The sequence below is a fragment of the Sulfitobacter sp. D7 genome (genome assembly GCF_003611275.1).
GTDB classification, from domain to species: domain Bacteria; phylum Pseudomonadota; class Alphaproteobacteria; order Rhodobacterales; family Rhodobacteraceae; genus Sulfitobacter; species Sulfitobacter profundi.
Genome location: NZ_CP020697.1, coordinates 1 through 24438 on the forward strand (window position 1 = coordinate 1; position 24438 = coordinate 24438).

The following is a 24438-nucleotide window of genomic DNA, read 5'->3' on the forward strand; positions in this document are numbered from 1 at the left end:
AAGCCACCGCGTGAAAATCGTTGTTAAGACTCATTTTTCCGTGTAGATGACACTTTAAAGGGATAAATTGCTGAAAAAGCGATATTTAGAGGGCAGGCGGATGCGAGATAGGTCATTTACGGCTGATACGAAGGATCAACCCTTCGACGAGATCATCCTTCAACAGGGAGAGCTGATTTCTGACCGTCTCAATATGTTGCGGCAGGAACAGTATCCTCCAGATGCCCAGAAAGGTCTACGTCAGTTTTCGCTGGCGGAGGTCGCTTATTATCTCGGCGTGACCCAGTCGACAATCAAGAAGCTCCACCTAGAAGGTAAGGGGCCTGATCCCGAAACCTCGTCGTCGGGGAGGCGTAGTTATTCAGCTGAGCAAATGCTCGAACTGCGGGCGTATTTGGACAAGCATGGTCGGCCTGGAAAGCGGCGGTATGTGCCCCATCGGCGTGAAGGTGAGGAACTGCATGTAGTTTCTGTCGTCAACTTCAAAGGCGGGTCCGGAAAGACGACGACTGCGGCTCATCTGGCTCAGCACTTGGCGCTGAAAGGGCATCGTGTACTGGCGATCGATCTTGACCCGCAGGCATCACTGACAGCTCTGCATGGTATTCAGCCGGAGCTCGATAATGTTCCATCGCTCTACGAGACGCTCCGCTACGATGATCAACGCAAGCCAATTATCGAAGTAATCCGACCAACGAACTTTCCTAACCTTGATATCGTGCCTGCAAGTTTGGAACTTCAAGAGTATGAGTACGATACCCCCGTTGCCTTGACGAGCAGCGACCCCCACGAGGGGCGCCTTTTCTTCACTCGGATCTCTAAGGCGCTCGACGAAGTCGATGATCGCTATGATGTCGTGGTGATCGATTGCCCACCGCAGCTTGGCTATCTCACGCTGACCGCACTGACAGCCTCGTCGTCAGTCATCGTCACCGTCCACCCACAGATGCTGGACGTTATGTCGATGAGTCAATTTCTGCTCATGCTTGGCGGAATCATGAAGACAATACGAGACGCTGGCGCGAACATGCGACTGAAATGGTTTCGCTATCTGGTTACCAGGTTTGAACCCACTGATGGCCCTCAGAAGCAGATGGTCGGGTTTCTGCAGGCGATGTTCCCGAACCAGATGCTTACCGCGCCTGTTTTGAAATCCACGGCGATCTCCGACGCTGGGATTACTAAACAGACACTCTACGAGGTCGAGCGCTCCCAGTTTGTTCGCACAACTTATGACCGGGCAATCACTTCACTGAACGACGTGAACGATGAGGTTTCGGAGCTGATCCACAAAGCATGGGGGCGCGAATGACGACGTCTTTGACAGCCGTGCAGATTGATAGTTTTGACAGCCGTGCAGACAGCCATTTGTCCAGAGTGTTCACGTCTATGATCGCCCAGAAGGAGACAGTTTGATGGCTCGTAAAGACCTCCTGAAAAATGTGATGGCCAGTTCTTCCGAGCAGCCGAAGGACTCTGGCCGATCAGGCTATGCGATGCGTGGCGCATCAAAGTCCATGAAGGTCTCGATTGACAATCTTGCCGAAAATTCGAAGCGCTTGCTCGAAGGGGAAACCATCGTCGAAATCGATCCCCAATTGATCGATGTGTCCTTCATTTCGGATCGTCTCAGCGACGACGACGAGGCCTTCAACGAGCTGAAGGAGTCGATTGCAACTGGTCGCCAGGACACTCCAGTACTGCTTCGCCCGCACCCGGATCTGGACGGTCGCTATATGATCGTCTTCGGCCATCGGCGTGTGCGCGTGGCGTCAGCCCTTGGCCGGAAGGTTCGCGCTGTAGTCAAACCAATGGACGATGTGGCGCACATTCTCGCCCAAGGGCAAGAGAACACGGCGCGCGCGGATCTTTCATTCATCGAGAAGGCGCTTTTCGCAAAAAGCCTCCTTGATATGGGGCAGGCGAAGGATGTGATCCAGTCGGCGCTGACCATTGATGGAACGCTGTTGTCGCGCATGTTGTCTGTCGCGCAGAACATCCCGAGGCATGTGATTGAGCGGATCGGTCCCGCTAAGCAGATTGGCCGTGACCGCTGGGAGGATTTCAAGAAGCTGGCTTCGGAGTCTGCGAACCAAAAGGTCCTTGAAGGTGCCTTGGAACTCGAAGGGTTTCACGAGCTGGATAGCGATGCAAGGTTCGAGCTCCTGCACAGCAGACTGGCAGAGGCGGGCAGGACACCCAAGCGCAGAAAGACGCGCATGGCACCCAAGAAGCGCACCTGGACCGCCGGCAAAGGCCGCATCAAAGGGGTAATCGGCCGGTCCGGAAGGGCATTCAGTATTTCGCTGACAGCACAGGATTCAACCGAGTTCGGAGACTTTCTCTCCGGTCGACTGGATCAGCTCTACAGCGAATTCCTCGCAACAAAAGAGGAGCAGTCGGAACAATGATCTAGGCAAAAGAAAAGCCCCCAAGCAGCGTGGCCTGAGAGCTAATCTGAAAAGTTTGGTCGCTTAGAAGATACCTCTCCCACGAATCACTGTCAACGATGAACGCTTTTGAGCGAACGGCTTTCTTTTGCCTCCACATAACCGGAGGTGAGATACAGGCATGAAACATACAGGTTGGCGCAAGCCGACACCGGGTCTTGGGGTTGCTGAGCAACTTGCCCAAGCCGGTGAACGGGTAGCAGTACCCAAAACACGAGCATTTGTCGCGCTCAAGCGCGTTGGTGCACATATCGGCCTGAAGGCTGGCGACATGATGCTCCTCGACACGCTCGGGGCCTTCACCCAGGCCCAGGACTGGGAGGAGGGGCAGCGCCCGATCGTCTGGGCGTCGAACGCCTATCTGATGGAGCGGACGGGCTTTTCGCTCTCCGCGCTCAAGCGCCATGCGCGGCGCCTGGCCGAGATCGGCGTGATTTCCTTTCAGGACAGCCCGAATGGCAAGCGGTGGGGCCGTAGGGACGCCGATGGGCGCATCGTTGAGGCGTATGGCTTCGATCTGTCGCCGCTTTCAGCCCGTGTCGAGGAGTTCGAGGAGCTTCATGCCGAGCTGCAGGCCGAGCGCGAGCTCTGCCAGCGCCTGAAGCGTCAGATTACGGTGGCACGCCGGATGATCCGCGCTCGGATTGAGGCGGCTATCAGCAGCGCGCTGCGCGGGCCCTGGAGCCAATTCACTGGACTCTTTGAGGAACTTCTGGACCGGCTTCCGCGTCGTCATGAAGCCTCTGAGCAGTTGGAACGGCTACTGTTGTGGTTCAAGGAACTTCAGGAACGGGTCGAAGCGGCCTATCTCAAGGCGACTGGTGCGACAAAACCTGTGGAAAACATCGGTAACAAAGACACCCAAATCACAAAAAAGACTCAAGAAATGGACCCCAGGGAGGTCATTTCTGAACCTCATATACTAATTACAAATCAACTTAATCCTGTAACTAGTAATTCCTCTAAAAAAGAGGAAGCGGCGGGCGTGGTACCCAATGCTCCACCCGAAGAGTGGGTTGATAGGGAGCTGGAAGACTGGGTTGCCGAGGTGCGCAAGAAGCGGACGGCGCTCGATCTGCCGACAATCATGCAGGCCTGTCCGGAATTCGCGTCCTGGGCGCGCAATATGGGTGGATTCCTGAAGGATTGGGGCGACCTGCACCGCGTTGCCGGGCAACTCAGGCCGATGATCGGTATCTCAGAGCATGCCTGGAACGTAGCGCAGGATCGAATGGGGACCCAAGTGGCCACGGCCGCATTTGCGCTCGTCTTCGAGAAGCACAGTGTCGGTGAGGTTGCCTCGCCGGGCGGATATCTTCGGGGCATGGTCGAGAAGGCTGGGGCAGGAGAGCTGCATTTGGAGCGTAGTTTCTATGGCAGGCTCAGCGGGCAGGCGGCGTGACGTATTGATAAATAAGTGGCATTGGCATATATTGCCAACAAAGGAGATCTGACACATGGTGACACGCAACGTTGTCCTGACCGAACCTCAGGATCAACTGGTTCAAGCCTTGGTGGCATCCGGGCGCTACCAGAACGTGAGTGAAGCAATGCGCGCTGGCCTGAGATTGCTGGAGCAGGAAGAAGCACAACTAGCCGGGATCCGGAAAGGTCTAATTGAAGGTCTGGCGCAGGCCAAGGCGGGCGATCTTGCGGAGGGAAGCGGCAAAGATGCGATCCGTAGGGCCTTTGCGACTGCGCGCGCGCGTTCATGAGCCGATCCTTCCGGCTGACTCGTCGTGCGGAAGCTAGCCTCACTGAAATCGGCAGATGGACGATCGAGAATTTCGGGCTGCGCCAAGCGGAGCTTTACGAGGCCGAATTGCTCAACTGCTGTGAAAGAATTCTGAACGGCCAGGCCCATAGCCGGAGTTGCGCAGTTCTCGTTGATGATGTCGAAGACCTGCGGTTCATAAGGGCAGGGGAACATTTCCTTGTGTTTCTGGATCGATCGGACGAGGTCATCATCGTGGATATCCTCCATTCCCGCAGCGATCTCCCTCGCCATGTTGCCTCACTTTCGGCTTTGAAGTCCGAAGACTCCTGATCCACATCACAACCCGGCTGCCTTCGTCAGGTTCACCCGGAACCTGTCTCGGCGACGCTGATAGCGGCGAGTCATCTCGGCCGAAGCGTGCCCCAGCTGCTTCTGGACATAGCGCTCGTCGACTTCGGCGGAGCTGGCGAGACCGGCGCGTAGGCTGTGGCCAGAGAACATAGCGAGGCGGTCTTTCTCAGGCAGGTCCGACCGGATGCCCGCGTCCAGGACCGTGCGCTTGATCAGCCGCGCAACGTGTTTGTCGTTGAGCCGCTTGTCAGAGGCGCGTTTGCCATCCCGCGAGGTGCCGACAAAGACAGGGCCGAAGTCGATCCTGGCGAAGTGCAGCCATTGCTCGAGTGCATGGACAGGGCAGGTCTGGTCCTTGGAGCCGCGGCCGATCTCAACCTCGCGCCAGCCGGTCTTTGCGTTCAGGGTCAGTACGACGCCCTTGTCGAAGATCTCGATCCAGCCGCCCGAGTCCGGCGTGTCGTCCTTGTGAACGTCGAGGCTGACAATTTCCGACCGACGCAGACCGCCCGCGTAGCCAATCAGCAGGATCGCCCGATCCCGCAAGCCGCGCAGGTCGTAGGGCAGGGCGGCGATCATCGCCAGAATATCCTCGGCCAGAATCGCTTCCTTCTGCACCGGCGGGCGCGCGTGCTTGCGTTTGATCCCAGCCAACACCGTCGCGATGTGGCGGTTCTTACGATCGAGGGTGAATCCGCGTTGCGCATAGTTCCAGGCGAGGCCGGAGAGGCGGCGATCGATCGTGCTGACCGACAGGGGGCGGGACGCCCACTGCGAAGGGGAGGGGCCTGACCCGGAGGCGAGATCGGCGAGGTAAAGGCCGATCATCTCGGATGAGGGGGGCAGGGGCTCCACTCCCTTCATCCGGCACCAGCGCGCAAAATGCGCCCAATCCTTGGCATAGGCCTTCAGCGTGTTGTCGGACGCTGCAGCGCGGGCATAGTCGCGGGCGGTGTCGACCAGGCGATCAAGGCTGCCGGAGCCCGCGACATGGGAGGGCAGGGCGATCCCATCGCTTTTTTCTTGATTTCTCGCGTCGCCCTGAGCATTATGACTTGCATCAGAGTTTGATGATGTCGATTTCTCGTCCTCTGCGGCCATTTTCCAGTGAATCCAGCGATGAAATTAAACTGATTTTCAGCGTATCTTTTTATGTCCGATAATACAAACTTATTGGACATAACGAGGAACTGCAAAGCGAGGCGGTTTGCACATCATATTGTGGACGAAAGCGCCGCGCTGATGTAGGCTTCAGGCATGACTTTTTCCCGACCAGATCACACCAGCGACCTCGACACGTTACCCCGGATGCCTGCCTGGGTCACCTCTGCACGCGCTGAAACCCTTGAAGATGTTGCGTTTTTGTCGGGCGCGGCGCTGAACCACCTGCATCTTGTGTTGGGACGCGTGGAGGTGCCCCAAGCCTTGTTGTCGGACCGGCTCGCGCTGCGCGCGGCCGAAGCGTGTGTCGCGTTTTCCGGCCGACCGGAGCGGGCAGGGGAGCTGCGCGACGTCGTGCACCTTCTGCGCCCCGGCGATCTGCCCGGACCGGCGGGGGAAACCTACCTGGCTTGGCGCCGCGCGGCGGAACGGCCGGTGTCAGTCAAGGCTCTGCATCGCGCGCTGCGCGGACAGGAGGTTGCACAGATAGCAGGCTGGCTCGACGCGGGGCAGGGGGCGCCAGTCACCCGTGCGGCAATGGTGCTGGAGGCGGTGCTGACGGAGGGGCCCCGTGCCGATGTGTCGGCGCTGATCCTCGCGGATGCGGCGCTCGCGCAGGCGCTTGGTTGGGGGCATCTTGTGCCGCTGCTGGCTGCGGGCCTGAAGCGCGCTGACCTGCGCAAGCATGGCGACGACCTTCGCTTGGCTTGTCATCGGGCACTCATCTTTTCGGCGATCGAGTCGGTGCGGCAGGCCGCCGACCTCACGCGCCGAGCTGCGCATCTGAAAGCCGTCGCGCTGAAGCTGCGGGCCAAGGGGGCAGGGGGCGCGGTTGACATGTTCCTGACCCGCGATGCGGTGGCGCCTTCGGCCTTGCCCTTGCCGGATCGCGCCGCGCGGCGGCTCTGCGACCGGTTGGTCGACCTCGGCGCGGTGCGCGAGCTGACCGGGCGCGATACCTTCCGGCTCTATGGGGTGTAGCTATGGCGAAGGATCGCTCGGAACCTGACCTGGACCTCGAATTGGCCGACCTGCCGCCGGAGCTGCGCTGGCGGGAGTGGATGCGCCGGATCGAGGCGGTGCTCTTTGCCTCTGCCTCGCCGGTGCCGCGCGAGGATCTGGCGCGGGTCGTGGGGCAGGGGGCCTCGGTTGACCTGCTCGTCGAGGACCTCGCCGCCGAGCTGGAGGGGCGGGCTTTTGAAGTTGCGTGGGTCGCTGGCGGCTGGATATTCCGCACGCGCGCCACCTACGCCCCCGCGATCCGCGCGGCGGCAGATATCGGGGACCAATTGCTGGACCTGAGCGAATTCGACGTCGCGGTCCTGGCCGCCATCGCTTACCACCAGCCGATCACCCGCGACGCACTGAAGGATATCTTCGGCAAGGAGATCAGCCGTGACCTGATCGGACGGCTGCATGCGCGCGACCTGATCGGGACTGGGCCGCGGTCGCCGCGACGCGGCGCTCCCTATACCTTCGTCACCACGGAGCAGTTCCTGGTTGCCTTCGGATTGGAGTCCCTGCGCGATCTTCCCGATCGGGAGCAGCTGGAGGATGCGGGGGTTGTGGCGGAAGCTTCACAAGTCGATTTCGGGTAACGCGTTGCCGGTTTCCATTGCCATGCCTGACACAAACTCGGTAGTTCTGCTTATCGTTTCATCCGCAGTGCAACGATTCATGCGGAGAGCCAGAAATATTCACAATTTCAATGTGATAATCGTTGCAGACCTGTGAAGACGTCCACTTGCTCTATTCTGGTCGAGAGGATGTTGTCGCGTACGCTCGCGAGCAGTTCTTCGTCTGTTTTGGGCTGGAAGACCTTTGCGACCGGGAGCAACTGGCGAAGGCCGTGGTGGTCGCTTCGTCGTGAGAGCGATGCGGTGTTCGCATGCTGTGACCCGTTTACACGATCTAAACGAATTTCGAATATTTCGAGTGTTGCGATTGTTTCGAAGGACGGATAGCCTATATCCAACACGAGACGATAGAACCGGAGAGAGAAGATGAACGCCCTCAGAAAAGAGGCGTTCTTTGATCGTTTGCCCGACGAGGTAGAGATCAAGAACGCCGAACAACTCAGAACGATTGTGGCCTCCCAGATCAAGGAAGGCGAACCGACAAAGCTGTCGCTCGCCCTGGAAGACGGCGAAGTTCGCACCGTGACGCTTGCGCCGGCCTTGACGGCTTCGCTACTCGAAGTGCTGCGGCTTGTCTCGAGCGGTCGCGGGTTTCGGATGATCCCCGTCGAGTCAGAGCTGACCACGCAGCAGGCGGCGGACCTTCTCAATGTGTCCCGGCCGTTCCTAGTGAAGCTTCTCGAGGAAGGCGAGATTCCCTTTGCGAAGACCGGCCGTCATCGCCGGGTTCGTGCCGACGACCTCTTTACCTACAAGGAGAAGCGTGACGCGTCTCGCTCTGATGCTTTGAGTGACCTTGCTGCAATGGATGCGGAAGAAGGTCTTGTATGAGCCGACACGCTGATCGGTTCACGGCGCTCCTCGATGCCTGCGTCCTGGGCGGAGCGCTTCGCAGAAACATGCTCCTGAGCCTGGCCGAGGCTGGTTTGTTCCGGCCTCGGTGGAGCAGTCGCATCCTTGACGAGACTCAGAAAGCGATCACCCAGATCACCAAGGGCGAAACCGATGGGTCCCGGCAAAGGGCGGCAATCGAGGCAGCATTCCCTGAAGCTCTGGTGACTGGTTATGAGATCTTCGAAGACAAGCTCGCGTTACCCGACCCCAACGACAACCACGTGCTGGCAGCGGCCATCGCGACGTCTGCTTCAGTCATCGTGACGGACAATCTTGCCGACTTTCCTTCCGCGGTTCTGGACCCGCACTCCATCCAGGCGATTTCCGCCGACGACTTCATCGCCGATACAATCGAGTTGGATCCCTCCGAGGCCATAATGGCCCTGCGCCGGATGAGGGAGCGCTTCAAGAATCCGGCGCTCGATGTCGCGACATTGATCCACAAGTCCGAAGCGCAGGGCTTGTTGCAGGTCGCAACCTTCATGGACGAGTACCAGTCGTTCTTGTGAGGAGAAGACCGGTGGGTGTTATCGCAAAGGCATACGGTACTGTCGGCGATGGTAGTTTACTTTATTTCCCGCCGGACGTGCTAAGCGGTCCGTGGTAATCTGTCACCACTGATCGATCTTCAGCCGAGGATTTTCTCTAACTCTTCGCCTTGGGCGGTGTGCTTCTCGGGGTTCTCTGCTTTCAGCTTGTTCACGTTGATGAGCTTCCATCTGACCGCTGGAAGCTCCGCCGCTTGAGGGCGACCGATCGCGTCGAAGTCGGGATCGCCTTTATGGTAAGCATCAAGGGAACCCCCTCTATTTTGGGCTGATTTGAGGTGCGATTATTGCGCGAGGCTGGCGATTTGACTGGCGCAATATGAGGGTTTTGAGATGAGTAAACGGCGGGTTGGGCGGGGTTCCAAATACTCGGATGAGTTCAAGCGGCGGTTGGTGGCAGAGAGCCAAGCCGATGGTGTCAGTGTGCCGATGGTTTCTCGCCGTCATGGCGTGCCGACAAGCCGGATTTATTCGTGGCGCAGCGATGACAGGTTTCAACCCGATGGGTCTGATGATGCCGGGTTCATGCCTGTTGAGATTTCAGGCGGCGATCACGATGCAGTACCGATGCTGCCGGAAGCGCGGCCTACAGCCAGCTCCCGGATAGAGATCACGCTGGAGAATGGGCGCAAGCTGAGCGTTAGCGACGGGGTTGATGCTGGCTTTGTGCTGGAACTGGCGCGGGGGCTGGCGGCATGATCCCTGTTCTGGCGGATGCGAAGATCTGGCTGGCGGCGGGTGTGACGGACATGCGGCGTGGGTTCAACGGTCTGGCGGCACAGACCGCGCAGGTTCTGGCGGGCGATCCCTATTCCGGCCATCTGTTTTTGTTCCGGGGACGGCGAGGTGATCAGATCAAGATGATCTGGTGGGACGGTCAGGGTGCATGCTTGTTCACCAAGCGCTTGGAGCGGGGTCGGTTTGTCTGGCCCACGGCCAGCGAGGGTAAAATCAACCTGAGCCGCGCGCAGTTGGCCATGCTGATGGAAGGCATAGACTGGCGCATGCCGCAGAAGACATGGCGGCCCGCGATGGTGGGCTGAGGCAATGTTTTATGGGCTTTCTTGCTGTTTTGGGATTCCCCCTGATGTCCGATTTTGCTATGGAATGGCATGCGTAAGACCCCTCCAAATCTGGCTGATCTGCCACCTGACGTGCAGGCCTTTGTAGCCGCACAAGCGGCGGAACTGGCCCGTAAGGATGCGGAGTTGTTGGGCCAATCGTTGAGCCATGCCTCCGCCCAAAAACGCCTCAAGGATGAGATGGAAGCCGCCCTTGCTGCCGAGCGCACCGCCCATGCGCGGGCCATCCAGAGCCGAGATACCCTCATTGCTGATCTGCGCTTGCAATTGCATGGTCACAAAAAGCACCGCTTTGGGTCAAAGTCGGAAAGCAGCGCGCAACTGGCGCTGGAACTGATCCTCGAAGAGTTGGAGATCGAGCAAGCCGCAGAGACTGAAGGTGATGGTGAGGGCCAGACGTCTTCCGAGGCAGACGTCCCAAAGCCGCCGCGCACCCCGCGCAAACGCAAGCCTTTCCCAAAGGGGCTTAAGCGGGTCAAGAAGACCATCACCCCCGGTGAGACCTGTGAAGACTGTGGTGGCCGCTTCAGGGAGCTGGGAACAGATGTTCTGGAAGAGTTGGAATATGTTCCAGGCCATTACATCGTCAATCAGATCAACCGCCCGCGTTTGGCCTGTAGCTGCTGTGACAAGGTGGTTCAGGCGGAGATGCCAAGCCGCCCCATCCCCAAGAGCTTTGTGGGTCCCGCGCTGATGGCGCATATCCTGTGCTGCAAATACGGCTATCACCTGCCGCTCTATCGCCAAAGCCAGATGTTTGAGAACGAAGGCATCGACCTGAGCGGATCGCTCATGGCCCTCTGGGTGGGCAAATGCACCAAGCTGCTTGAACGCGTGGCAGATGCCATCCGTGACCATGTGTTTGAGGCACAAGCCATCTTCATGGATGATACCACGGTCAAGCTGCTCCAGAAGGGCAAAGGGCGTGGCAAAAACAAGAGCAAAACCGCACGGCTATGGGTCTATGCCCGAGATGAGAGCGCCTGGTCCGGGGCCGCGCCACCCGCCGTGTGGTATCAGTTCTCCACCAACCGAGGTGCGGAACACCCGAGCGAACATCTCAAATCCTACACGGGCTACGCCCATGCGGACGCCTATGCAGGCTATAACGATGCCTACCGCACGGGGCGCATCAAGGAGATGGCCTGTATGGCCCATGTGCGACGGGAGTTTTATGCCCTGTATGAAAGCCTGAAGCTGCCTGTGGCGGGCGAAGCGGTCTTGCGCATTCGAAAGCTCTATGACGTTGAAACACAGGCACGGTTCCTACCACCCCATGAGCGCGTGGCCCTGCGTCAGGAACTCGCCAAGCCCATCTTTGATGATCTGGAGATCTGGCTCAAGGAGCAGTTGGGTAAAATCTCCGGCAAGACGCCACTGGCTAAGGCCATCCGATATGCCCTCGCGCGCCTGCCAAAGGCACGGCCTTATCTCGACAACGGCTTCTTGGAAATCGACAATAACACAGCCGAGCGGGCAGTGCGTCCTGTGGCCGTTGGAAGAAAGAACTACCTCTTCATGGGGTCAGAGGCAGGCGGCAAATCCGCAGCAATCGCCTATACTCTCATCGAGACCGCAAAGATGAACAACGTCAATCCCGAAGCCTGGCTCGCTTGGGTGCTCGAACGCATCCAGGATCATCCCGTCAATCGCATCCCCCTGTTGCTACCTTGGGCATCTCAGGGCATGATCAACGCGCAGAATGCTGAGGTCGGGGATCAACACGCCGCCTGATCAAACTTTTCATTGACGCCTATGGAGGTAAAATGGCTTGGGTTTACTTGTTCTTTGCGGGTCTTCTTGAATGTGGGTGGGTAATTGGTCTGAAATACACTCAAGGCTTCACGAAACTTCAGCCATCTGTCCTGACCGTGCTCGCAATGATCGCAAGCTTCTGGCTCTTGGCTGAAGCAATGAAAGACATTCCCGTAGGTACTGCATATGCCGTTTGGGCAGGTATTGGGGCTGTGGGCGTTGCTATTATTGGAATGACCATCTTGGGAGAGCAAAAAGACTTGGCTCGTGTCGCCTGTCTTCTCTTGATTGTTGCTGGGATTGTTGGGCTGAAACTGGTCGGAACCACGGCCAATCATTAGCGCCGAATGACAATCAACGAGCTGCTATGATCACAGTGCAGAGGGGCTTCCCTGGATGCTTACAATGCGGATACACTTTCGAGGAAATGCTCGGTCAGCATGACATTGACATCTACCATGTCGAGACATTGCGGGAGCTGGCCGAGAAGTTTGTAGATGAAGGGCTTTACGGTGAAATCCCAGAGAGCTTGCAGTATTACTGTTTCTCCTACGACACCCCCTCCAAACTTGTCGATCTGATCAATATAGCGCTTCAATGCACCAAAGATACGGCTGGGCCGGTCCGCATATCCCGGCGCGCGGGTTTCGAGCGTCTTTGCGCTTGTGGCAAGGCCTCGATCTTCGTCGAAGAAATCGAACGTCTTGAAGTTGTCGGGCGTGCGCTCTCCCAAACCGCCCAATCGTTCCAGGTGATCCTACCACGGTCCACCCTGCTCCCTGATCGGCCCGCCCCAGGTGAGGCCGGAGTTTTCGATGACGTCCCAGTCAGGATCAGAGGGCAAGCGGCGCGCCTCTGCCGCCTCATGCAGAAGCGCGTCGCGCATGTCGTCCGCGTCCTGCGCGTCACAGCTCGGCCCGCGCCGCCGCAACGCACCAAAGCAACGAAGAGGCCGTCAACAAGAACGGAGTCTCGCCGGTCTGAAAGCCGCTCAGCAAAGGTTCACCCGAAGAAGCTCTTGGTTGAACGAGATTTGTAAAGATCAGCTCGCGTGACAGGCGCCACCCGGAAAATGTGTAGACAGGCCGACCCAAGTTTTTCCCGGATGGGAAAGGGTAAGAGTTCTGGCTTGTCGTTCCCCTGACTAGGCGGCCCCGTTTATGTCTGCGGCCAGTTCCTCCAGACTCTTTTTTGTGATCTGGATGATTTCTCGCACGTCATTCGCGCCCACTATCAATGGCGGACAAAATGCCATCGCGTCTGTCATATTACGTGAGATGAGGCCGTTGCGCAGCATGATTGCGTTCATTTGGGCGCCGAGTTTTCCAGGGGCAAAATCGCCTGATTTACCCTCTGGGGCGATCAATTCAAGTGCGCCTATGAGGCCAATGCCACGTGCCTCTCCAACGAGAGGGTGGGACGTCAGGTCGGTCAATCCAGCTTGCAATTCTGCACCGCGTTCGGCGGCATTGGCCACAAGATCGCGCTCTTCGATAATCTTGATGTTTTCCAGCGCTACGGCTGCGCCGACGGGGTGGCCACCGCCCGTATAGCCATGCCCCAGAACACCGATGCGCCCGCTTTCGTCGGCGATTGGCTGATAGACCCGATCGTTGATCATGAAAGCCGAAAAGGGGAAATAGCTGGAGGTGATCTGCTTGGACATGGTGAGAATGTCGGGCTTTATGTCAAAGGTTGTAGAGCCAAACATGTTGCCCGTGCGGCCAAAACCGCAAATCACTTCATCTGCGATAAGAAGGATATCGTATTTCGCCAGAACCGCTTGGATTTTCTCCCAGTAGGTCGCCGGAGGAACAACAACACCGCCCGCGCCCATGACAGGCTCGGCGATGAATGCGGCTACAGTTTCGGGGCCCTCTGATTGGATCATATCATCAAGATCTTGGGCACAGCGTGACGCAAAAGCTTCTTCGCTTTCGCCGTCCTGACCTTCGCGCCAGTAGTGCGGGCAAGTGGTGTGCAAGATGCCCTCCATCGGCAGATCGAAGGACTTGTGGTTATAGGGCAGACCCGTCATCGACGCGGCTGCGACTGTCACGCCGTGATAGCCGCGCAGGCGCGAGATGATCTTCTTTTTCTCGGGCTTGCCGAGCGCGTTCGAGCGATACCAGACCATCTTGACGATCGTATCGTTCGCCTCGGAGCCCGAGTTGGTATAGAAAACCTTGCTCATTGGCACGGGGGCTATTTCGATCAGCTTTTCAGCAAGATCAATCGCCGGACCATGCGAGCGGTGCGAGAAGTTGTGGTAGTAAGGCAGCTTTTGCATTTGCCGGCTGGCGACATCCACAAGGCGTTGTTCGTTGAACCCGACTGCCACGCTCCAAAGGCCGGACATGCCCTCGATATAGCGGTTGCCGTTTGAGTCGGTGACGTGGATTCCCTCGCCTGATTCAATGATCAGCGGACCAATTTTTTCATGCGCTTCGGCATTGGTATAGCTGTGAAAATGATAAGCGATATCACGGGCTTCGTCTGAATTTGGTCGCACATCCATGGCAGGCATCACTTCTTGTAAGTTGGCGTTTTTCACGCGGCAGGGGGCCGCGATTTGCCCTCAGTGCTATCGCCGCTTTCTTGCTTTTAGCAAGCAGTTTTGTTCCGAGCATCCTGTCTGCGGGCCAGCGAGGCCGCCCATTTGAAGCAGAAACGCCCGCCGGGATTTCGGTCGTGGTTTGAGGACACTTCCATCCTGTGATTCTGTTTGGATGCTTCGTTTTTTTGAAGCGCAGCGGCCGTGAATCTTGGGGAAAATGCGGCCCAATCCCGCTCAGGTTGTTGCCTTCGCAGCTTTCCGTTTCACAAAACCAAGACCCGATTTGGCGGTGTTCTCGCGCTGCAAATGGTTGGTAAAAATATGTTTTAGTTAGATATTTAGGATTTTCCAGGGCCTTTCTGGGCCCGATGAAAGAATCGCAAGTGCGCGAATTGACACGTGACACAAGAGTTTGTGCGTTTTTTGCCAAAGTGGTTGGCCGGAACGGTGCTACGATCATTTTAACACATGAGACAGTTGTGTTTTCGCCATTTGTGTTTTGGGGACGTTAGATGAATCAGAAGGACAAAACTGCAAACAAGCTCATGACTGCCACCCAGTGGCAGGCGGCTGTCTCAGATACGTTCTTTCCCCTAGAGACCACGATGGCGGATGACCAGTCCTTTTCAGGTGATCTCAATACTTGGAACCTCGGTATCGTCGGTCTGTCGCAGATGCGTTGCGATGGCATTCTCTACAAAAGGCACAAGCGGCACTTTCTGGACGAAGTTGAAAGCAGTCTGCTGATTACCATTCCAAGATTGGGGACGGTCGGCTTTGACCAGAATGCCCGCCAGGCGAAATGTTCACCGGGCGAGTTTCTGGTAGAACGGGGCGATTTGCCCTACGAGTTCTGGCATGAACAGACGAACGAGCTGTTGGTGCTGAAGGTGTCTTCCGAAAGCGTGCGGGCCCGCATCGGCCCAACAGACCGTTTGGGCGCGCTGAGTTTTGATGGCACAGCCGGCGTGGCCAGTTATTTTCTGGATACCGTCAAGACAACGGCGCTGCACGTCGATTTGCTTGATGAGCAGGCGCGCGCGGCCGCTGGCAAGCACATCCTTGATCTGCTGTGCCTCTCAATCCGCAAAGATGACCGTGTGCTGGACAGCGAAACCTCGACAATCCGCGCAGCACATCTGCACCGCGCAGAACAGTTTATCCGCAACAACCTCTTCAATGAGAATCTCTCCTCAAGTCTTGTGGCAGAGGCCTGCAATGTGTCGCAGCGCTATCTGCAACAACTGTTCTCGGAGTCGGGCAGGTCGGTTTCCGGGTTCATCCGCGAAAAGCGTCTGGTGCGCGCGCGCGAGGACCTGAGCGTCGTAGGGCCCATCACAATTGCCGAGATAGCCCATCGGTGGGGGTTTTCGGATCAATCCCAGTTTAACAAAGCCTATCGTGCGCAGTTCGGCTGCACACCGACCGAAACGCGCAAAGCCGCGCAGCAAGGCCAGAAGACGGCCCCTCCGTAACCCTTAGCTAAAACCGAAAACCCCCAAGTAGGGTCGGCTTTCGCCGGCGCCTTCCTGATGCCCTGTTGTCTTTTGAAGGATGTAGACATGAAGAACACAAGAGTTGCCGTAGATGTGGGTGGGACGTTTACCGACGTCGTCATTATGGACGAAACAACGGGTGCGATCCGCATCGAAAAGACGTCATCGACACCGGATGACCCGATGGTTGCCATTCTCAACGGGATTGATCAGGGCGGCATCGACCTCAGCGAGGTGTCGATGTTTTCGCACGGGACAACCGTGGCAACAAACGCGCTGATCACACGTAATTTGGCGCGCTCTGCGATGATCTGCACCGAAGGGTTCCGCGACGTGGTCGAAATCCGCCGGGCCAACAAGGAGGATCTGTGGGACACCTACAAAGATGTGGCCAAGCCCTACATCCCGCGTCGGGACCGTCTGACCGTCCGTGAATGCGTCGACGCGAACGGCACGGTTCTGGAAAAGCTGGACGAAAAAGAAGCGCTGCGCATCGCGCATGTTTTGAAGAAGCGCAAAGTCGCCTCTGTTGCTGTCTGCTTTATGAACTCTTACACCAATGGGGCCAATGAAGAGCGGATGCGAGACATTCTGCTGAGTGTGATGCCGGATGTGCCGGTGTCGATCTCTTCACAGGTCCTGCCGGAGATTTTTGAGCACGAGCGTTTCTCGACAACGATGGCAAACGCGGTCGTGTCGCCTTCGGTCGTTGATTATGTAGCGCGCCTTGAGGGTAAGCTGGCTGACGGCGGCTACGAACGCGATCTGCTGTTGCTGCACACGGGCGGCGGCGTGATGACCCCGGCCAGCGTTAAAGACTTTGCCGCGCGTCTGGCAGGGTCGGGCATTGCCGCGGGCGCGATTGCCAGCCGCTTTATTGGCAACCTTTGCGGGTTTGACAATTCTATCGGTTTTGACATGGGCGGGACCAGCACGGACGTATCCTTGGTGTATGAAGGCAAGTCGCGTGTCACCAAAGACTGGTATATCGAATATGGCTATCCGATCCGGTTCCCGTCGATCGAAGTGCTGACCATTGGTGCGGGCGGCGGATCTCTGGCGTGGAAAGACGAAGGCGGGTCACTGCGCAACGGACCGCAATCTGCGGGCGCCTTCCCTGGGCCTGCCTGCTACAAGAACGGCAATGAAGTGGCCACAAACACGGACGCCAATGTTGTGCTGGGCCGCCTTGGCACATCGCTCGCGGGGGGCAAGATTACCCTTGATCCCGCCCTGGCCGAAGCGTCGGTCAGAGAGACTGTGGCCGAGCCTTTCGGAATGGAGCTGCACGAAGCCGCCGAAGCCGTGGTTGCGGTTGCAAACGCAAATATGGCCAATGCGGTGCGTTTGCTGTCGATTAGCCGAGGTTATGACCCACGGGACTTCGCGCTTGTGGCGTTTGGCGGAGCCGGGGCGTTGCATGGTGCGGCAATTGCCAAGGAGTTGTCGATCCCGACTGTCATTATCCCGCCCAATCCGGGTGTGACATCGGCTCTGGGTTGCCTGCTGGTCGATATCCAGCACGACTTCTCAGACAGCTTCATGGCTGCTGCGGCTGATACCAAGCCGGAGGATTTGGAGGCCGCCTTCGAGCGGCTGGAGGCCATGGCCGCTGATCGTTTGAAGCACGAAGGCGTAGCGCCCAAGGACATTGTCATGCAGCGCACGGTCGAGATGATGTATCAGGGCCAATGGCGTGCCTTGGCAGTATCTGCGCCGTCCAAGGTCACCGATATTGAGGCCTTGATCGACGGGTTCCACAGCGAACACCAGCGCGAATTCAACTTCCGCCGGGATGACGCACCGGTGTCGATCTTCCGTGTGGGGCTGACGGCGACGGGTATGGTTCCCAAGGCCGAGCTGCAAAAGCACGAGGTGAGGAAGAACAAGCCCAAGACCGACAAGACACGCGATGTCTGGTTTGACGGCAAGGCCCACACGGCGATGATTTTCGAGCGTGAAAACCTGACCGCCGGTGCGACCTTTGATGGCCCCGCCATTGTCGAGCAGTTCGATTCAACCACCGTAATTCCGCCGAACACGACTGCTGAAGTCGATCAATACATGAACATTCTCATCCGAGTGCAGGAGTAATACTATGAGTGATTCAAAAGCCCTAGATCCCGTCACGTTTGAAGTTCTCAAGAACTCCTTCATCACATCCGTTGACCAGATGGCCGAGCAGATGCTGCGCACCTGTTACTCCTTTGTGATCTACAACCGAGACTTTTCTAACGCGCTGCATGATGCCGAAGGCAATTCGGTTGCGCAGGGCAACGATGACATCGCGGTGCACGTCGGCACGCTGCACTTTACCTGCAAAGACGTTATTCGCGTCTTCAAGGGCGACATGATGCCCGGCGATGTCTACGCGATCAACGATCCTTACGCAGGTGGCACGCACTTCAGCGATGTCCGTCTGGTGCGGCCGATCTTTGATGAAGACGAGCTGATCGGGTTTTCGCAGTCAAACGGGCACTGGTCTGATCTGGGTGGCTCTGTGCCCGGTTCGTTTGATGTGACGGCGAAAGACATGTTCCGCGAGGCGGTTCGGATCACACCTGTCCGGCTATTCCGTGCCGGCGATTTTTGTTCCGACGTTGCCAACCTGATCGCAAACAACACACGCGACCCCGCGTCGATTATCGGTGACATCCACAGCCAGGCACAGGCCACGCAGGTGGCCGAACGTGAAATCCTGCGGCTGGTGCGAAAGTACGGGCGCGAGCAGGTCAAGCAGGGCATGAACGAGGTGCAGGACTACGTTGAACGCGCCGTGCGCCAGCGTATTGCGGCGCTGCCCGACGGCACATGGAAATCCGTCGACTACATCGACCGGGACCCGTCAGGTGGCGAGGGGATGATCCCGATCCACATCAAGATGACAATCAAGGGTGATCAGATTCACTACGATTTCGAAGGCAGCCACCCGACGATTGGTTCGATGTACAATTCCGCGCCGGGAGCCACATTCTCGGCTGTCGTCGCGGGGATGAAGACCTTCTTTCCTGACCTGCCGTTGAACTCCGGCTTCTATCGGATGCTCTCTGTCGCTGCGCCGGAAAATTCGGTGGTCAGTGCCCAGTGGCCCACGGCGGTCACCGGCTTCCTGATGCCGTTTGAAAAGATCATGAACTCGGTTTTCGAGATGTGGTCGGAGATCATGCCGGAGCGCGCCATCGCCTGTGCATTCAACCTTGAATACCTGTTGGCGGGGGGCACGGACAAGCGGCGCGAGGAGGACTCTACATTCATGTTCTACGAATGGCTCCCCGGCGGTTGGGGCGGACGGCGCGGTAAGGATGGCAGCGACGTCACCACAGCCTGCTTCGGAACCGGGCTCATGTCTCAGCCCAACGAAGGCAACGAGCGGGTCAACCCGACCCGGACGCTTGAATTTCAGATCAAAAAAGACAGCGCAGGCCCGGGCAAATGGCGCGGAGGGACAGGGGTGCAGAAAACCTCCCTGCTTCTGGAAAGTGAAAAATCCGTCATGTCCTATGTCTGCGACCGCGAACGCGCCGTCGTCTGGGGTGTTGATGGCGGTTTGCCCTCCATGCCGCATGGTCTGACCATCAAACGCGCCGGCTCGGACACGCACGAATGGCTTGGGTCTGTCTTCTCTGACTTCCCGATGTATTCGGGAGATGAGTTTGCGCGCCCGACCGCGGGGGGCGGCGGCTTTGGCGACCCACTTGAACGCAAGACAGAGGCTGTTCTGACGGATGTGGTGGATGACTATGTCTCTATCAAACGAGCCGCGTTGGACTATGGCGTTGTGATCAAAGAGATTGATGCGGACTTGTGTGAATATGAGGTCGATGAGGCCGAGACCGAGAAACTGCGGGCGCATATTCGTGAAAACCGCGTGGCTTGGGCCCGCATTGATCCTGAAAAGGTTGCCGAGATGTATCGCAAAGGCGAGATCGACGCGATGGACGCCGTGAGACGCTATGCGGTGATCCTGGATTGGGAAACCGGCGAGCCGCTGCCCAAGACGATCGAACAGTTCCGCGAGAGTTTCGAGCGGCGCAGCGTGGCGCACTGGACCTAGTGAGCATCACCAGGACCCACAGCCGCCATCGGTTGGCGGCTGTGGCGCACAACGGTCGGAACAGGAACGCGAAGGATAAGATTTTGTCATTGGAACTGGAATCAATCAGCGTTGCGTTTGGTGGCTTCAAGGCTCTGGATGACGTGACGATTTCGCTAAAGAAGGCGGAAATTGTCGGGTTGATCGGCCCCAACGGAGCAGGCAAAACCACCTGCGTCAACATCATCACAGGCTTTCAGGACCCCACGTCAGGCACGGTCATGCTGGATGGGCAGGACATCAACGCCAAAGCGCCCTATGACATTCGCCGCCGGGGTCTTGCGCGCACGTTCCAGGCCGGGCGCTTGTTTTCCGGGCTGGATGTACTGGACAATCTTGCAGTGACCGGGGTGGGCCTTGGCCATTCGCGGCGCGCCTCCGAAGACGAAGCGCTGCGCGTGTTGTCCTGGATGGGGGCCGGGCATCTTGCCGAACTGCCCGCAGCCGGGCTGCCCTATACGGACGAGCGCAGGGTCGGCATTGCGCGTGCGCTGATGTTTGCCCCCGATTACCTGCTGCTGGACGAACCCGCCGCAGGCATGTCCGAAACCGAAGCGGATGATCTGGCACAAATCATCAGGCGGATCGCGGATGAGCTGAACTGCGGTGTCCTGTTGATCGAGCATAACGTCGGGCTTGTCCTGTCATTGTCAAACCACGTCTATGTTCTGGACGCGGGCAAGATCATCGAAGAGGGCGACAAGACCGAGATCCTGGCCAGCCAGGCGGTACGCGAAGCCTATCTGGGCGCAGAGCATGCGCCAGAAAACATGGAGCACGCGTGATGTCAAAGCTGGGTGTTTTCGATGTCGCGGTTCGGTATGGCAAAGTGCCTGCACTGTCGGATGTTTCCTTTACTGTTCAAGAGGGTGAGAGGCTGTTCATCTCCGGGCCGAATGGGGCGGGCAAGTCCTCTCTGCTCAAGGCGATTTGCGGAGCCGTTGCCACGACCCATGGCCGCATTGAGGTGGACGGCGATGTGCTGAATGGCCGCTCGCCCGAAGCGATAGCGCGTTTGGGTCTGACTATGGTTCCGGAAGGCCGCGAGGTTTTCGGAACGCTGACAGTCGAGGAAAACCTGCGTGTGGGCACGGGCATCCGGAAGGACAAGGCGGCGATTGAAACGGATATCGACGGGATCTACCAGAGCTTTCCTATCCTGGGTGAGCGGCGGCATGCCAATGCCGGAGCACTGTCCGGCGGACAGCAACAGATGTTGGCGATCGGGCGCGGTTTGATGACCAATCCCAAACTGATGATGGTGGATGAACCTTCGCTTGGGTTGGCTCCGAATATTGTCGATCAGGTCTATGAAACGCTCGTCAATCTGCAGGCCGAACGCGGCTTGACCCTGATCATCGTTGAACAGAGCTCGGCCCGCGCGGCCCGGGTTGGCGGGCGCATGGTGTTGCTGCGCGGGGGTCATGTTGCCGGCGATGGCGATGCGGCAGGCTTTGCGGAAAGCGATCTGCTTAAGGAAGCCTACTTTGGGCAAAACCAGTCGGAGGATGCGACATGAACGCCGTTCCACAGCTGCTCTTTGATGCGCTGAGCCTTGGGGGCATCTATGCCATGGCCGCACTTGGGATTGCTCTGATCTTCGGGGTGATGAAACTGGTGAATTTCGCCCACGGCGAATACATCGCCTTTTGCGTTTTTGCATTGATTGTGCCCTCGACGGACGCAGTTGCCGTCATGTTCTTGGGCAAAGCGCCGGCGATTTTGCTGATCCCGCTGCTGCTGCTGATCGGCGCTGCAATCGCCGTCGCCTCCGAGTTCTTTGTCTTCAGGCACATGCGCAATGCCACGCCTGTGGCGATGATGATTTCATCTTTTGCCTTGGGGTTCGTGATCCAGAATACACTGCTGTTGGTCTACGGGAAGGCAACCAGATCGGTGACGCCAACCGGGTAGTCGAGGCGGATGTTCAGAAGCGTTTCGTCGCTGTTGCGGCGCTTGTTTTCCCTTTATGCAGGGTTCTCAGAAACCTCTTCGCGTCTTCATCCATGCGGGATTGGATGTCCGCGATCAGGCGGTCGCGCGTTGAGATCAATTCCGCAAGGTCGACGGATTCCTTCGTCATGCCCTCGAATTCCCTGACATAGGGCTGATCCAGATCGATCAGGTTTGGGTTCAGCAATTCGTGCGGCGGGCGTGGTGAACTCGCGACGTAGATCAGAAAAGTGCGGAACAACTCGTCCGTGAAGCCTTCATTCTCGTAGAGCAGCTTGACGTCGTAAAGGTCTCGCGGATGCTGGCGATCAAGGGCCGCATGGAGCTTGCCGCCGAACAAATCCTCGAAGGAAACGATGTTCATCGTCGCATATCCGAACGCCTCCTCGACGGCTTCGGAGACTTCGCGTTGTTCCGGATCATGCACGACGCCCCGGGTAACGGGGGAGGTTTCGATTTTGATTTCGGCTGTGCCGAGGCGGGCGAGCGCACGCGTGGCGCCGCCGCCACCCCCGGAAATGCGCTGCGCTTTGGCGCCGGTGATTCCGCTTTCGATGGCGGCGGCAATCCGGTCCATCGCGTCGTTGATCTCGACGAGGCTTTCGGCGCGGTCCTTGACAGGCAGATAGGTCAGATCGATGTCGACCGAGAGGCGCGGAAGATCGCGATAGAAGAGGTTGATGGCCGTCCCACCCTTGAGCGCAAATATTTTCTCCTTTGCGACATACGGCAGTATCCGCACGAGCAGCGCCACTTGGGCGACATAGTCCTCATGCGCCATGACCACGTTCCTTTCCTACAAACTCTTCGGGCACCATGATCCTGTAGCGCGGATGTATCTTGCCGCCTTTGACCAATGCGCGATCCCCGCTGCCGAGGTCGAACTCTTCCGGATCGAGTCGCTTGCGCCAGGCATGGTCGTGGCGGTCGGCGAACACGAAGAACAGGCGTTTGACCTTGATCTTCTTGCAACTGCTGAGCAGTGCCGAGAGGGTTCTCGGGCGCAACGTCGTCAGGCTTTCGAACGCCATGTCGAGGTTGTGAAAACTCTCTTGATCCGGCAACTCGTCCAGCGCCTCAAACACCGCGCGTTCCGGCGAAGACATCACCAGTTTCCAGTCCCAGGGCAGGGACGATGCTGTCTCGTCGGGATTCCTTCGTGCGCCATCGACACCCAATTCAAGATCGGAGAACAGTGATACGCTGCGTGTGCGGAGTTCGGCGTTGAGCGGCAGTTTTTCGAGCCAGTTGGGGATTTTTGAGCCGTAGAGCCAGACTGTGCTCTTGTCGCCGAGGGAGAGATAGTGCGCATAGCCTTGCAGGCCCAATGCCGTCACCCCGCCGATATGGACAGGGTAGTGCATGATGTGCTGGAGCGAGAGCAGGCAGGTCTTCCAGTCGAGCGTGTTCGTGGTGGCGTTGCCTGGTGCCGGGCGGCGGAAGACGCCGCGGCCAAGGCGTTCTAGCCAGCCGCGTTGGACATAGGCGTAGGACGAACGCCGGCCTATCCCGTGGTGCTCAAGCCAGGCGGAGTCCACGAGGAACCCCGTGGGAACAGCCTCAAGAAGGCTCTTTAGTTTTTCGTGTTCTTGTCCACTCATGCGCGACACAATGATATATTTTTAAAGAGGAGGCCACATGTTTCTGTGAAAACCTGTGAGATAGTCCGTCAAGGATCGACAAATTCTGGAATTTTCAAAGAGACTGGTGGTTGTCAACTCTGAAGCTCACCAGCAAAGCAGGGCGTGGATGCCCTCGGAGGGCTGAGAAGACATCCGGCCATTCGGATCGAACAGTCGAAGCTATGTGCCCCTGTCGAAGCCGCTGCGCCAAACCAGAGTCAGGTTTCACTTTCGATTGTGGCGTTCTTTTGCCCATACAAACATCGCACCGACGGCAGCATTGGCTTGCTGCACGCTGAACACTTCCGGTTCGAACGCGCCCGCCCATTGCTTTGTATCGCGATGTTCCGGGTGGTGTTTGTCGGTCAGCGCGTCGAGAAATTCTTCGTAAGAATAGGGCCCGCCACTATCCTCTGGCGGGCACGCTCGCTCTCCGGCAACACAGGCGGGGAAGTCCAGATCTGGTCTTCCGGTTGGTTTGCTAATCTTCTCAACGGTGACGAGATGCCGCCAACCATCGCCGAAATCATAAGTATATGTGAACTGACTGCCTTTCTTGACCAGCTCTCCAAGAGCAAACTTCTTTTCGTCCTTCCGGCCATCGTTTGGGTCCCAGCTGTCGTCACTTTCGTCGCGGGCCTCGAACCTGTCTTCGCCAATCTCGAACTCATGCAGATGATAGTCTTGCCAAGGCATAGCGCCCTGGAGAACGGAATGCAGGATGTCCAAGCTGATGTCATTCGGCACGAGGATCCGGCGCCAGATCGGTGGTTTGATGCCAATAAGTTCGATTTTCAGCTCAATCAAAGTGTGTTCCGCCTGTCTCAATGGCCCTGCCGTTCAAGTAATTTTTGATTCTTAAGCTGAAGCATTCAAGGGGAACATTGGCCCCTCCTGCCCTTTGGTCAGGACCGCGCCCTACTCGGTCGGCTGCACGCAGCCGCCCTCCCCGAGCTGAAACGCCGCCTCTCCCTGCGACGTGCCGCTGGCAGTGCAGTCTCCTCCGGAGCCGGCCCAACCAGCCGTCGCATGGTCGTGGCAAGGCTCGATCTCGGCCGTTCCGGTTACGGTCACTGGGGCGGGGGTGTGCCCTTAACGGTGCGAACAGATGTATGTGGCCAT

The 24438-nt window shown here is 57.9% G+C and carries 25 protein-coding genes; 19 read left to right on the plus strand and 6 right to left on the minus strand.

Translation table 11 applies throughout. The features are described from left to right. The first annotated feature begins 100 nt into the window (after window positions 1-100). From repA to B5M07_RS18080, 5 genes are all read left to right on the plus strand, one after another. On the plus strand, window positions 101-1312 hold the full coding sequence (repA, locus tag B5M07_RS18060) for a plasmid partitioning protein RepA (protein ID WP_064225041.1): 1212 nt from the start codon (window positions 101-103) through the stop codon (window positions 1310-1312). A gap of 103 nt (window positions 1313-1415) precedes the next feature. Continuing rightward, entirely contained in the window at window positions 1416-2411 is a 996-nt protein-coding gene (gene repB / locus B5M07_RS18065; protein ID WP_064225040.1) for a plasmid partitioning protein RepB, read from the plus strand. 160 nt (window positions 2412-2571) lie between these two features. Further along, window positions 2572-3852 carry a plasmid replication protein RepC gene (gene repC, locus B5M07_RS18070; protein ID WP_065331089.1) on the plus strand — a complete coding sequence of 427 codons (1281 nt, stop codon included), beginning with the start codon at window positions 2572-2574 and terminating at the stop codon, window positions 3850-3852. Window positions 3853-3907: 55 nt separating this feature from the next. Then, the gene (locus tag B5M07_RS18075) at window positions 3908-4165 is read left to right on the plus strand and encodes a type II toxin-antitoxin system ParD family antitoxin (RefSeq protein WP_064225038.1); all 258 of its coding nucleotides are present in this window, start codon (window positions 3908-3910) and stop codon (window positions 4163-4165) included. Further along, window positions 4162-4497, plus strand: a complete 336-nt coding sequence (locus tag B5M07_RS18080; protein WP_064225037.1) for a type II toxin-antitoxin system RelE/ParE family toxin — start codon at window positions 4162-4164, stop codon at window positions 4495-4497. The genes B5M07_RS18075 and B5M07_RS18080 overlap by 4 nt, the downstream gene beginning before the upstream one ends. Before the next feature lie 6 nt (window positions 4498-4503). Here the strand turns inward: B5M07_RS18080 and B5M07_RS18085 are convergent, their stop codons facing one another. Beyond that, entirely contained in the window at window positions 4504-5619 is a 1116-nt protein-coding gene (locus B5M07_RS18085; protein ID WP_065331088.1) for a tyrosine-type recombinase/integrase, read from the minus strand. Between the two features lie 156 nt (window positions 5620-5775). Here B5M07_RS18085 and B5M07_RS18090 point away from each other — a divergent pair, with 156 nt between their 5' ends. The 8 genes from B5M07_RS18090 to sugE all read left to right on the plus strand — a co-directional run bounded on the left by B5M07_RS18090 (window position 5776) and on the right by sugE (window position 11936). Then, the gene (locus B5M07_RS18090; RefSeq protein ID WP_065331087.1) at window positions 5776-6660 is read left to right on the plus strand and encodes a DUF1403 family protein; all 885 of its coding nucleotides are present in this window, start codon (window positions 5776-5778) and stop codon (window positions 6658-6660) included. Window positions 6661-6662: 2 nt separating this feature from the next. Next, window positions 6663-7277, plus strand: coding sequence for an SMC-Scp complex subunit ScpB (gene scpB, locus B5M07_RS18095; RefSeq protein WP_065331086.1), 615 nt, complete (start codon window positions 6663-6665; stop codon window positions 7275-7277). 405 nt (window positions 7278-7682) lie between these two features. Then, window positions 7683-8147, plus strand: a complete 465-nt coding sequence (locus B5M07_RS18100; protein WP_120352552.1) for a helix-turn-helix domain-containing protein — start codon at window positions 7683-7685, stop codon at window positions 8145-8147. After that, a complete protein-coding gene (locus tag B5M07_RS18105; RefSeq protein ID WP_065331084.1) occupies window positions 8144-8719 on the plus strand; it encodes a PIN domain-containing protein in 576 nt (191 codons plus the stop codon). Before B5M07_RS18100 ends, B5M07_RS18105 begins: the two co-directional genes overlap by 4 nt. Before the next feature lie 372 nt (window positions 8720-9091). After that, window positions 9092-9457 carry an IS66-like element accessory protein TnpA gene (gene tnpA / locus B5M07_RS18115; RefSeq protein WP_065331083.1) on the plus strand — a complete coding sequence of 122 codons (366 nt, stop codon included), beginning with the start codon at window positions 9092-9094 and terminating at the stop codon, window positions 9455-9457. After that, the gene (tnpB, locus tag B5M07_RS18120) at window positions 9454-9801 is read left to right on the plus strand and encodes an IS66 family insertion sequence element accessory protein TnpB (protein ID WP_017467473.1); all 348 of its coding nucleotides are present in this window, start codon (window positions 9454-9456) and stop codon (window positions 9799-9801) included. Before tnpA ends, tnpB begins: the two co-directional genes overlap by 4 nt. Window positions 9802-9870: 69 nt before the next feature. Then, the gene (tnpC, locus tag B5M07_RS18125) at window positions 9871-11574 is read left to right on the plus strand and encodes an IS66 family transposase (protein WP_065331082.1); all 1704 of its coding nucleotides are present in this window, start codon (window positions 9871-9873) and stop codon (window positions 11572-11574) included. A 32-nt stretch (window positions 11575-11606) separates the two neighbouring features. Beyond that, the gene (gene sugE, locus B5M07_RS18130) at window positions 11607-11936 is read left to right on the plus strand and encodes a quaternary ammonium compound efflux SMR transporter SugE (RefSeq protein ID WP_017467358.1); all 330 of its coding nucleotides are present in this window, start codon (window positions 11607-11609) and stop codon (window positions 11934-11936) included. Between the two features lie 59 nt (window positions 11937-11995). Here sugE and B5M07_RS19525 read toward each other — a convergent pair whose 3' ends face one another. Together B5M07_RS19525 and B5M07_RS18140 are read right to left on the minus strand one after the other, a co-directional pair. Continuing rightward, window positions 11996-12337: a hypothetical protein gene (locus B5M07_RS19525; protein ID WP_065331081.1), complete on the minus strand. Its 342-nt coding sequence runs from the start codon at window positions 12335-12337 to the stop codon at window positions 11996-11998. A 402-nt stretch (window positions 12338-12739) separates the two neighbouring features. After that, window positions 12740-14113 carry an aspartate aminotransferase family protein gene (locus tag B5M07_RS18140; RefSeq protein WP_040701702.1) on the minus strand — a complete coding sequence of 458 codons (1374 nt, stop codon included), beginning with the start codon at window positions 14111-14113 and terminating at the stop codon, window positions 12740-12742. Window positions 14114-14664: 551 nt separating this feature from the next. On the opposite strand from B5M07_RS18140, the gene B5M07_RS18145 reads away from it, so the two are divergent. From B5M07_RS18145 to B5M07_RS18170, 6 genes are all read left to right on the plus strand, one after another. Beyond that, window positions 14665-15627, plus strand: coding sequence for a helix-turn-helix domain-containing protein (locus tag B5M07_RS18145; protein ID WP_065331080.1), 963 nt, complete (start codon window positions 14665-14667; stop codon window positions 15625-15627). Between the two features lie 87 nt (window positions 15628-15714). Further along, window positions 15715-17742 carry a hydantoinase/oxoprolinase family protein gene (locus tag B5M07_RS18150; RefSeq protein ID WP_007120579.1) on the plus strand — a complete coding sequence of 676 codons (2028 nt, stop codon included), beginning with the start codon at window positions 15715-15717 and terminating at the stop codon, window positions 17740-17742. Between the two features lie 4 nt (window positions 17743-17746). Next, a complete protein-coding gene (locus B5M07_RS18155; protein ID WP_120352553.1) occupies window positions 17747-19702 on the plus strand; it encodes a hydantoinase B/oxoprolinase family protein in 1956 nt (651 codons plus the stop codon). Between the two features lie 83 nt (window positions 19703-19785). Then, the gene (locus B5M07_RS18160) at window positions 19786-20526 is read left to right on the plus strand and encodes an ABC transporter ATP-binding protein (RefSeq protein ID WP_007120581.1); all 741 of its coding nucleotides are present in this window, start codon (window positions 19786-19788) and stop codon (window positions 20524-20526) included. Next, window positions 20526-21260, plus strand: coding sequence for an ABC transporter ATP-binding protein (locus B5M07_RS18165; RefSeq protein WP_007120582.1), 735 nt, complete (start codon window positions 20526-20528; stop codon window positions 21258-21260). Before B5M07_RS18160 ends, B5M07_RS18165 begins: the two co-directional genes overlap by 1 nt. Continuing rightward, on the plus strand, window positions 21257-21655 hold the full coding sequence (locus B5M07_RS18170) for an ABC transporter permease subunit (RefSeq protein ID WP_227511481.1): 399 nt from the start codon (window positions 21257-21259) through the stop codon (window positions 21653-21655). The genes B5M07_RS18165 and B5M07_RS18170 overlap by 4 nt, the downstream gene beginning before the upstream one ends. Window positions 21656-21668: 13 nt before the next feature. Here the strand turns inward: B5M07_RS18170 and B5M07_RS18175 are convergent, their stop codons facing one another. The 3 genes from B5M07_RS18175 to B5M07_RS18185 form a co-directional block, all read right to left on the minus strand. Beyond that, window positions 21669-22475 (minus strand): nucleotidyl transferase AbiEii/AbiGii toxin family protein, encoded by an 807-nt coding sequence (locus tag B5M07_RS18175; RefSeq protein ID WP_227511480.1) that lies wholly within the window; start codon window positions 22473-22475, stop codon window positions 21669-21671. Then, window positions 22465-23295: a type IV toxin-antitoxin system AbiEi family antitoxin domain-containing protein gene (locus B5M07_RS18180; protein ID WP_065331078.1), complete on the minus strand. Its 831-nt coding sequence runs from the start codon at window positions 23293-23295 to the stop codon at window positions 22465-22467. Before B5M07_RS18180 ends, B5M07_RS18175 begins: the two co-directional genes overlap by 11 nt. A 246-nt stretch (window positions 23296-23541) precedes the next feature. Beyond that, window positions 23542-24123 (minus strand): plasmid pRiA4b ORF-3 family protein, encoded by a 582-nt coding sequence (locus B5M07_RS18185; RefSeq protein WP_227511479.1) that lies wholly within the window; start codon window positions 24121-24123, stop codon window positions 23542-23544. Window positions 24124-24438 lie beyond the last annotated feature (315 nt).

Coding starts and splice junctions, on each gene's coding strand:
- repB (WP_064225040.1), top strand. CDS start 1,416: ATGGCTCGTAAAGACCTCCTGAAAAATGTGATGGCCAGTTCTTCCGAG.
- B5M07_RS18105 (WP_065331084.1), top strand. CDS start 8,144: ATGAGCCGACACGCTGATCGGTTCACGGCGCTCCTCGATGCCTGCGTC.
- tnpB (WP_017467473.1), top strand. CDS start 9,454: ATGATCCCTGTTCTGGCGGATGCGAAGATCTGGCTGGCGGCGGGTGTG.
- B5M07_RS18100 (WP_120352552.1), top strand. CDS start 7,683: ATGAACGCCCTCAGAAAAGAGGCGTTCTTTGATCGTTTGCCCGACGAG.
- B5M07_RS18155 (WP_120352553.1), top strand. CDS start 17,747: ATGAGTGATTCAAAAGCCCTAGATCCCGTCACGTTTGAAGTTCTCAAG.
- tnpC (WP_065331082.1), top strand. CDS start 9,871: ATGCGTAAGACCCCTCCAAATCTGGCTGATCTGCCACCTGACGTGCAG.
- repA (WP_064225041.1), top strand. CDS start 101: ATGCGAGATAGGTCATTTACGGCTGATACGAAGGATCAACCCTTCGAC.
- B5M07_RS18080 (WP_064225037.1), top strand. CDS start 4,162: ATGAGCCGATCCTTCCGGCTGACTCGTCGTGCGGAAGCTAGCCTCACT.
- B5M07_RS18085 (WP_065331088.1), bottom strand. CDS start 5,619: ATGGCCGCAGAGGACGAGAAATCGACATCATCAAACTCTGATGCAAGT.
- sugE (WP_017467358.1), top strand. CDS start 11,607: ATGGCTTGGGTTTACTTGTTCTTTGCGGGTCTTCTTGAATGTGGGTGG.
- B5M07_RS18180 (WP_065331078.1), bottom strand. CDS start 23,295: ATGAGTGGACAAGAACACGAAAAACTAAAGAGCCTTCTTGAGGCTGTT.
- B5M07_RS18090 (WP_065331087.1), top strand. CDS start 5,776: ATGACTTTTTCCCGACCAGATCACACCAGCGACCTCGACACGTTACCC.
- B5M07_RS18140 (WP_040701702.1), bottom strand. CDS start 14,113: ATGGATGTGCGACCAAATTCAGACGAAGCCCGTGATATCGCTTATCAT.
- B5M07_RS18075 (WP_064225038.1), top strand. CDS start 3,908: ATGGTGACACGCAACGTTGTCCTGACCGAACCTCAGGATCAACTGGTT.
- tnpA (WP_065331083.1), top strand. CDS start 9,092: ATGAGTAAACGGCGGGTTGGGCGGGGTTCCAAATACTCGGATGAGTTC.
- B5M07_RS18175 (WP_227511480.1), bottom strand. CDS start 22,475: ATGGCGCATGAGGACTATGTCGCCCAAGTGGCGCTGCTCGTGCGGATA.
- B5M07_RS18150 (WP_007120579.1), top strand. CDS start 15,715: ATGAAGAACACAAGAGTTGCCGTAGATGTGGGTGGGACGTTTACCGAC.
- B5M07_RS18145 (WP_065331080.1), top strand. CDS start 14,665: ATGAATCAGAAGGACAAAACTGCAAACAAGCTCATGACTGCCACCCAG.
- repC (WP_065331089.1), top strand. CDS start 2,572: ATGAAACATACAGGTTGGCGCAAGCCGACACCGGGTCTTGGGGTTGCT.
- B5M07_RS18170 (WP_227511481.1), top strand. CDS start 21,257: ATGAACGCCGTTCCACAGCTGCTCTTTGATGCGCTGAGCCTTGGGGGC.
- B5M07_RS18165 (WP_007120582.1), top strand. CDS start 20,526: ATGTCAAAGCTGGGTGTTTTCGATGTCGCGGTTCGGTATGGCAAAGTG.
- scpB (WP_065331086.1), top strand. CDS start 6,663: ATGGCGAAGGATCGCTCGGAACCTGACCTGGACCTCGAATTGGCCGAC.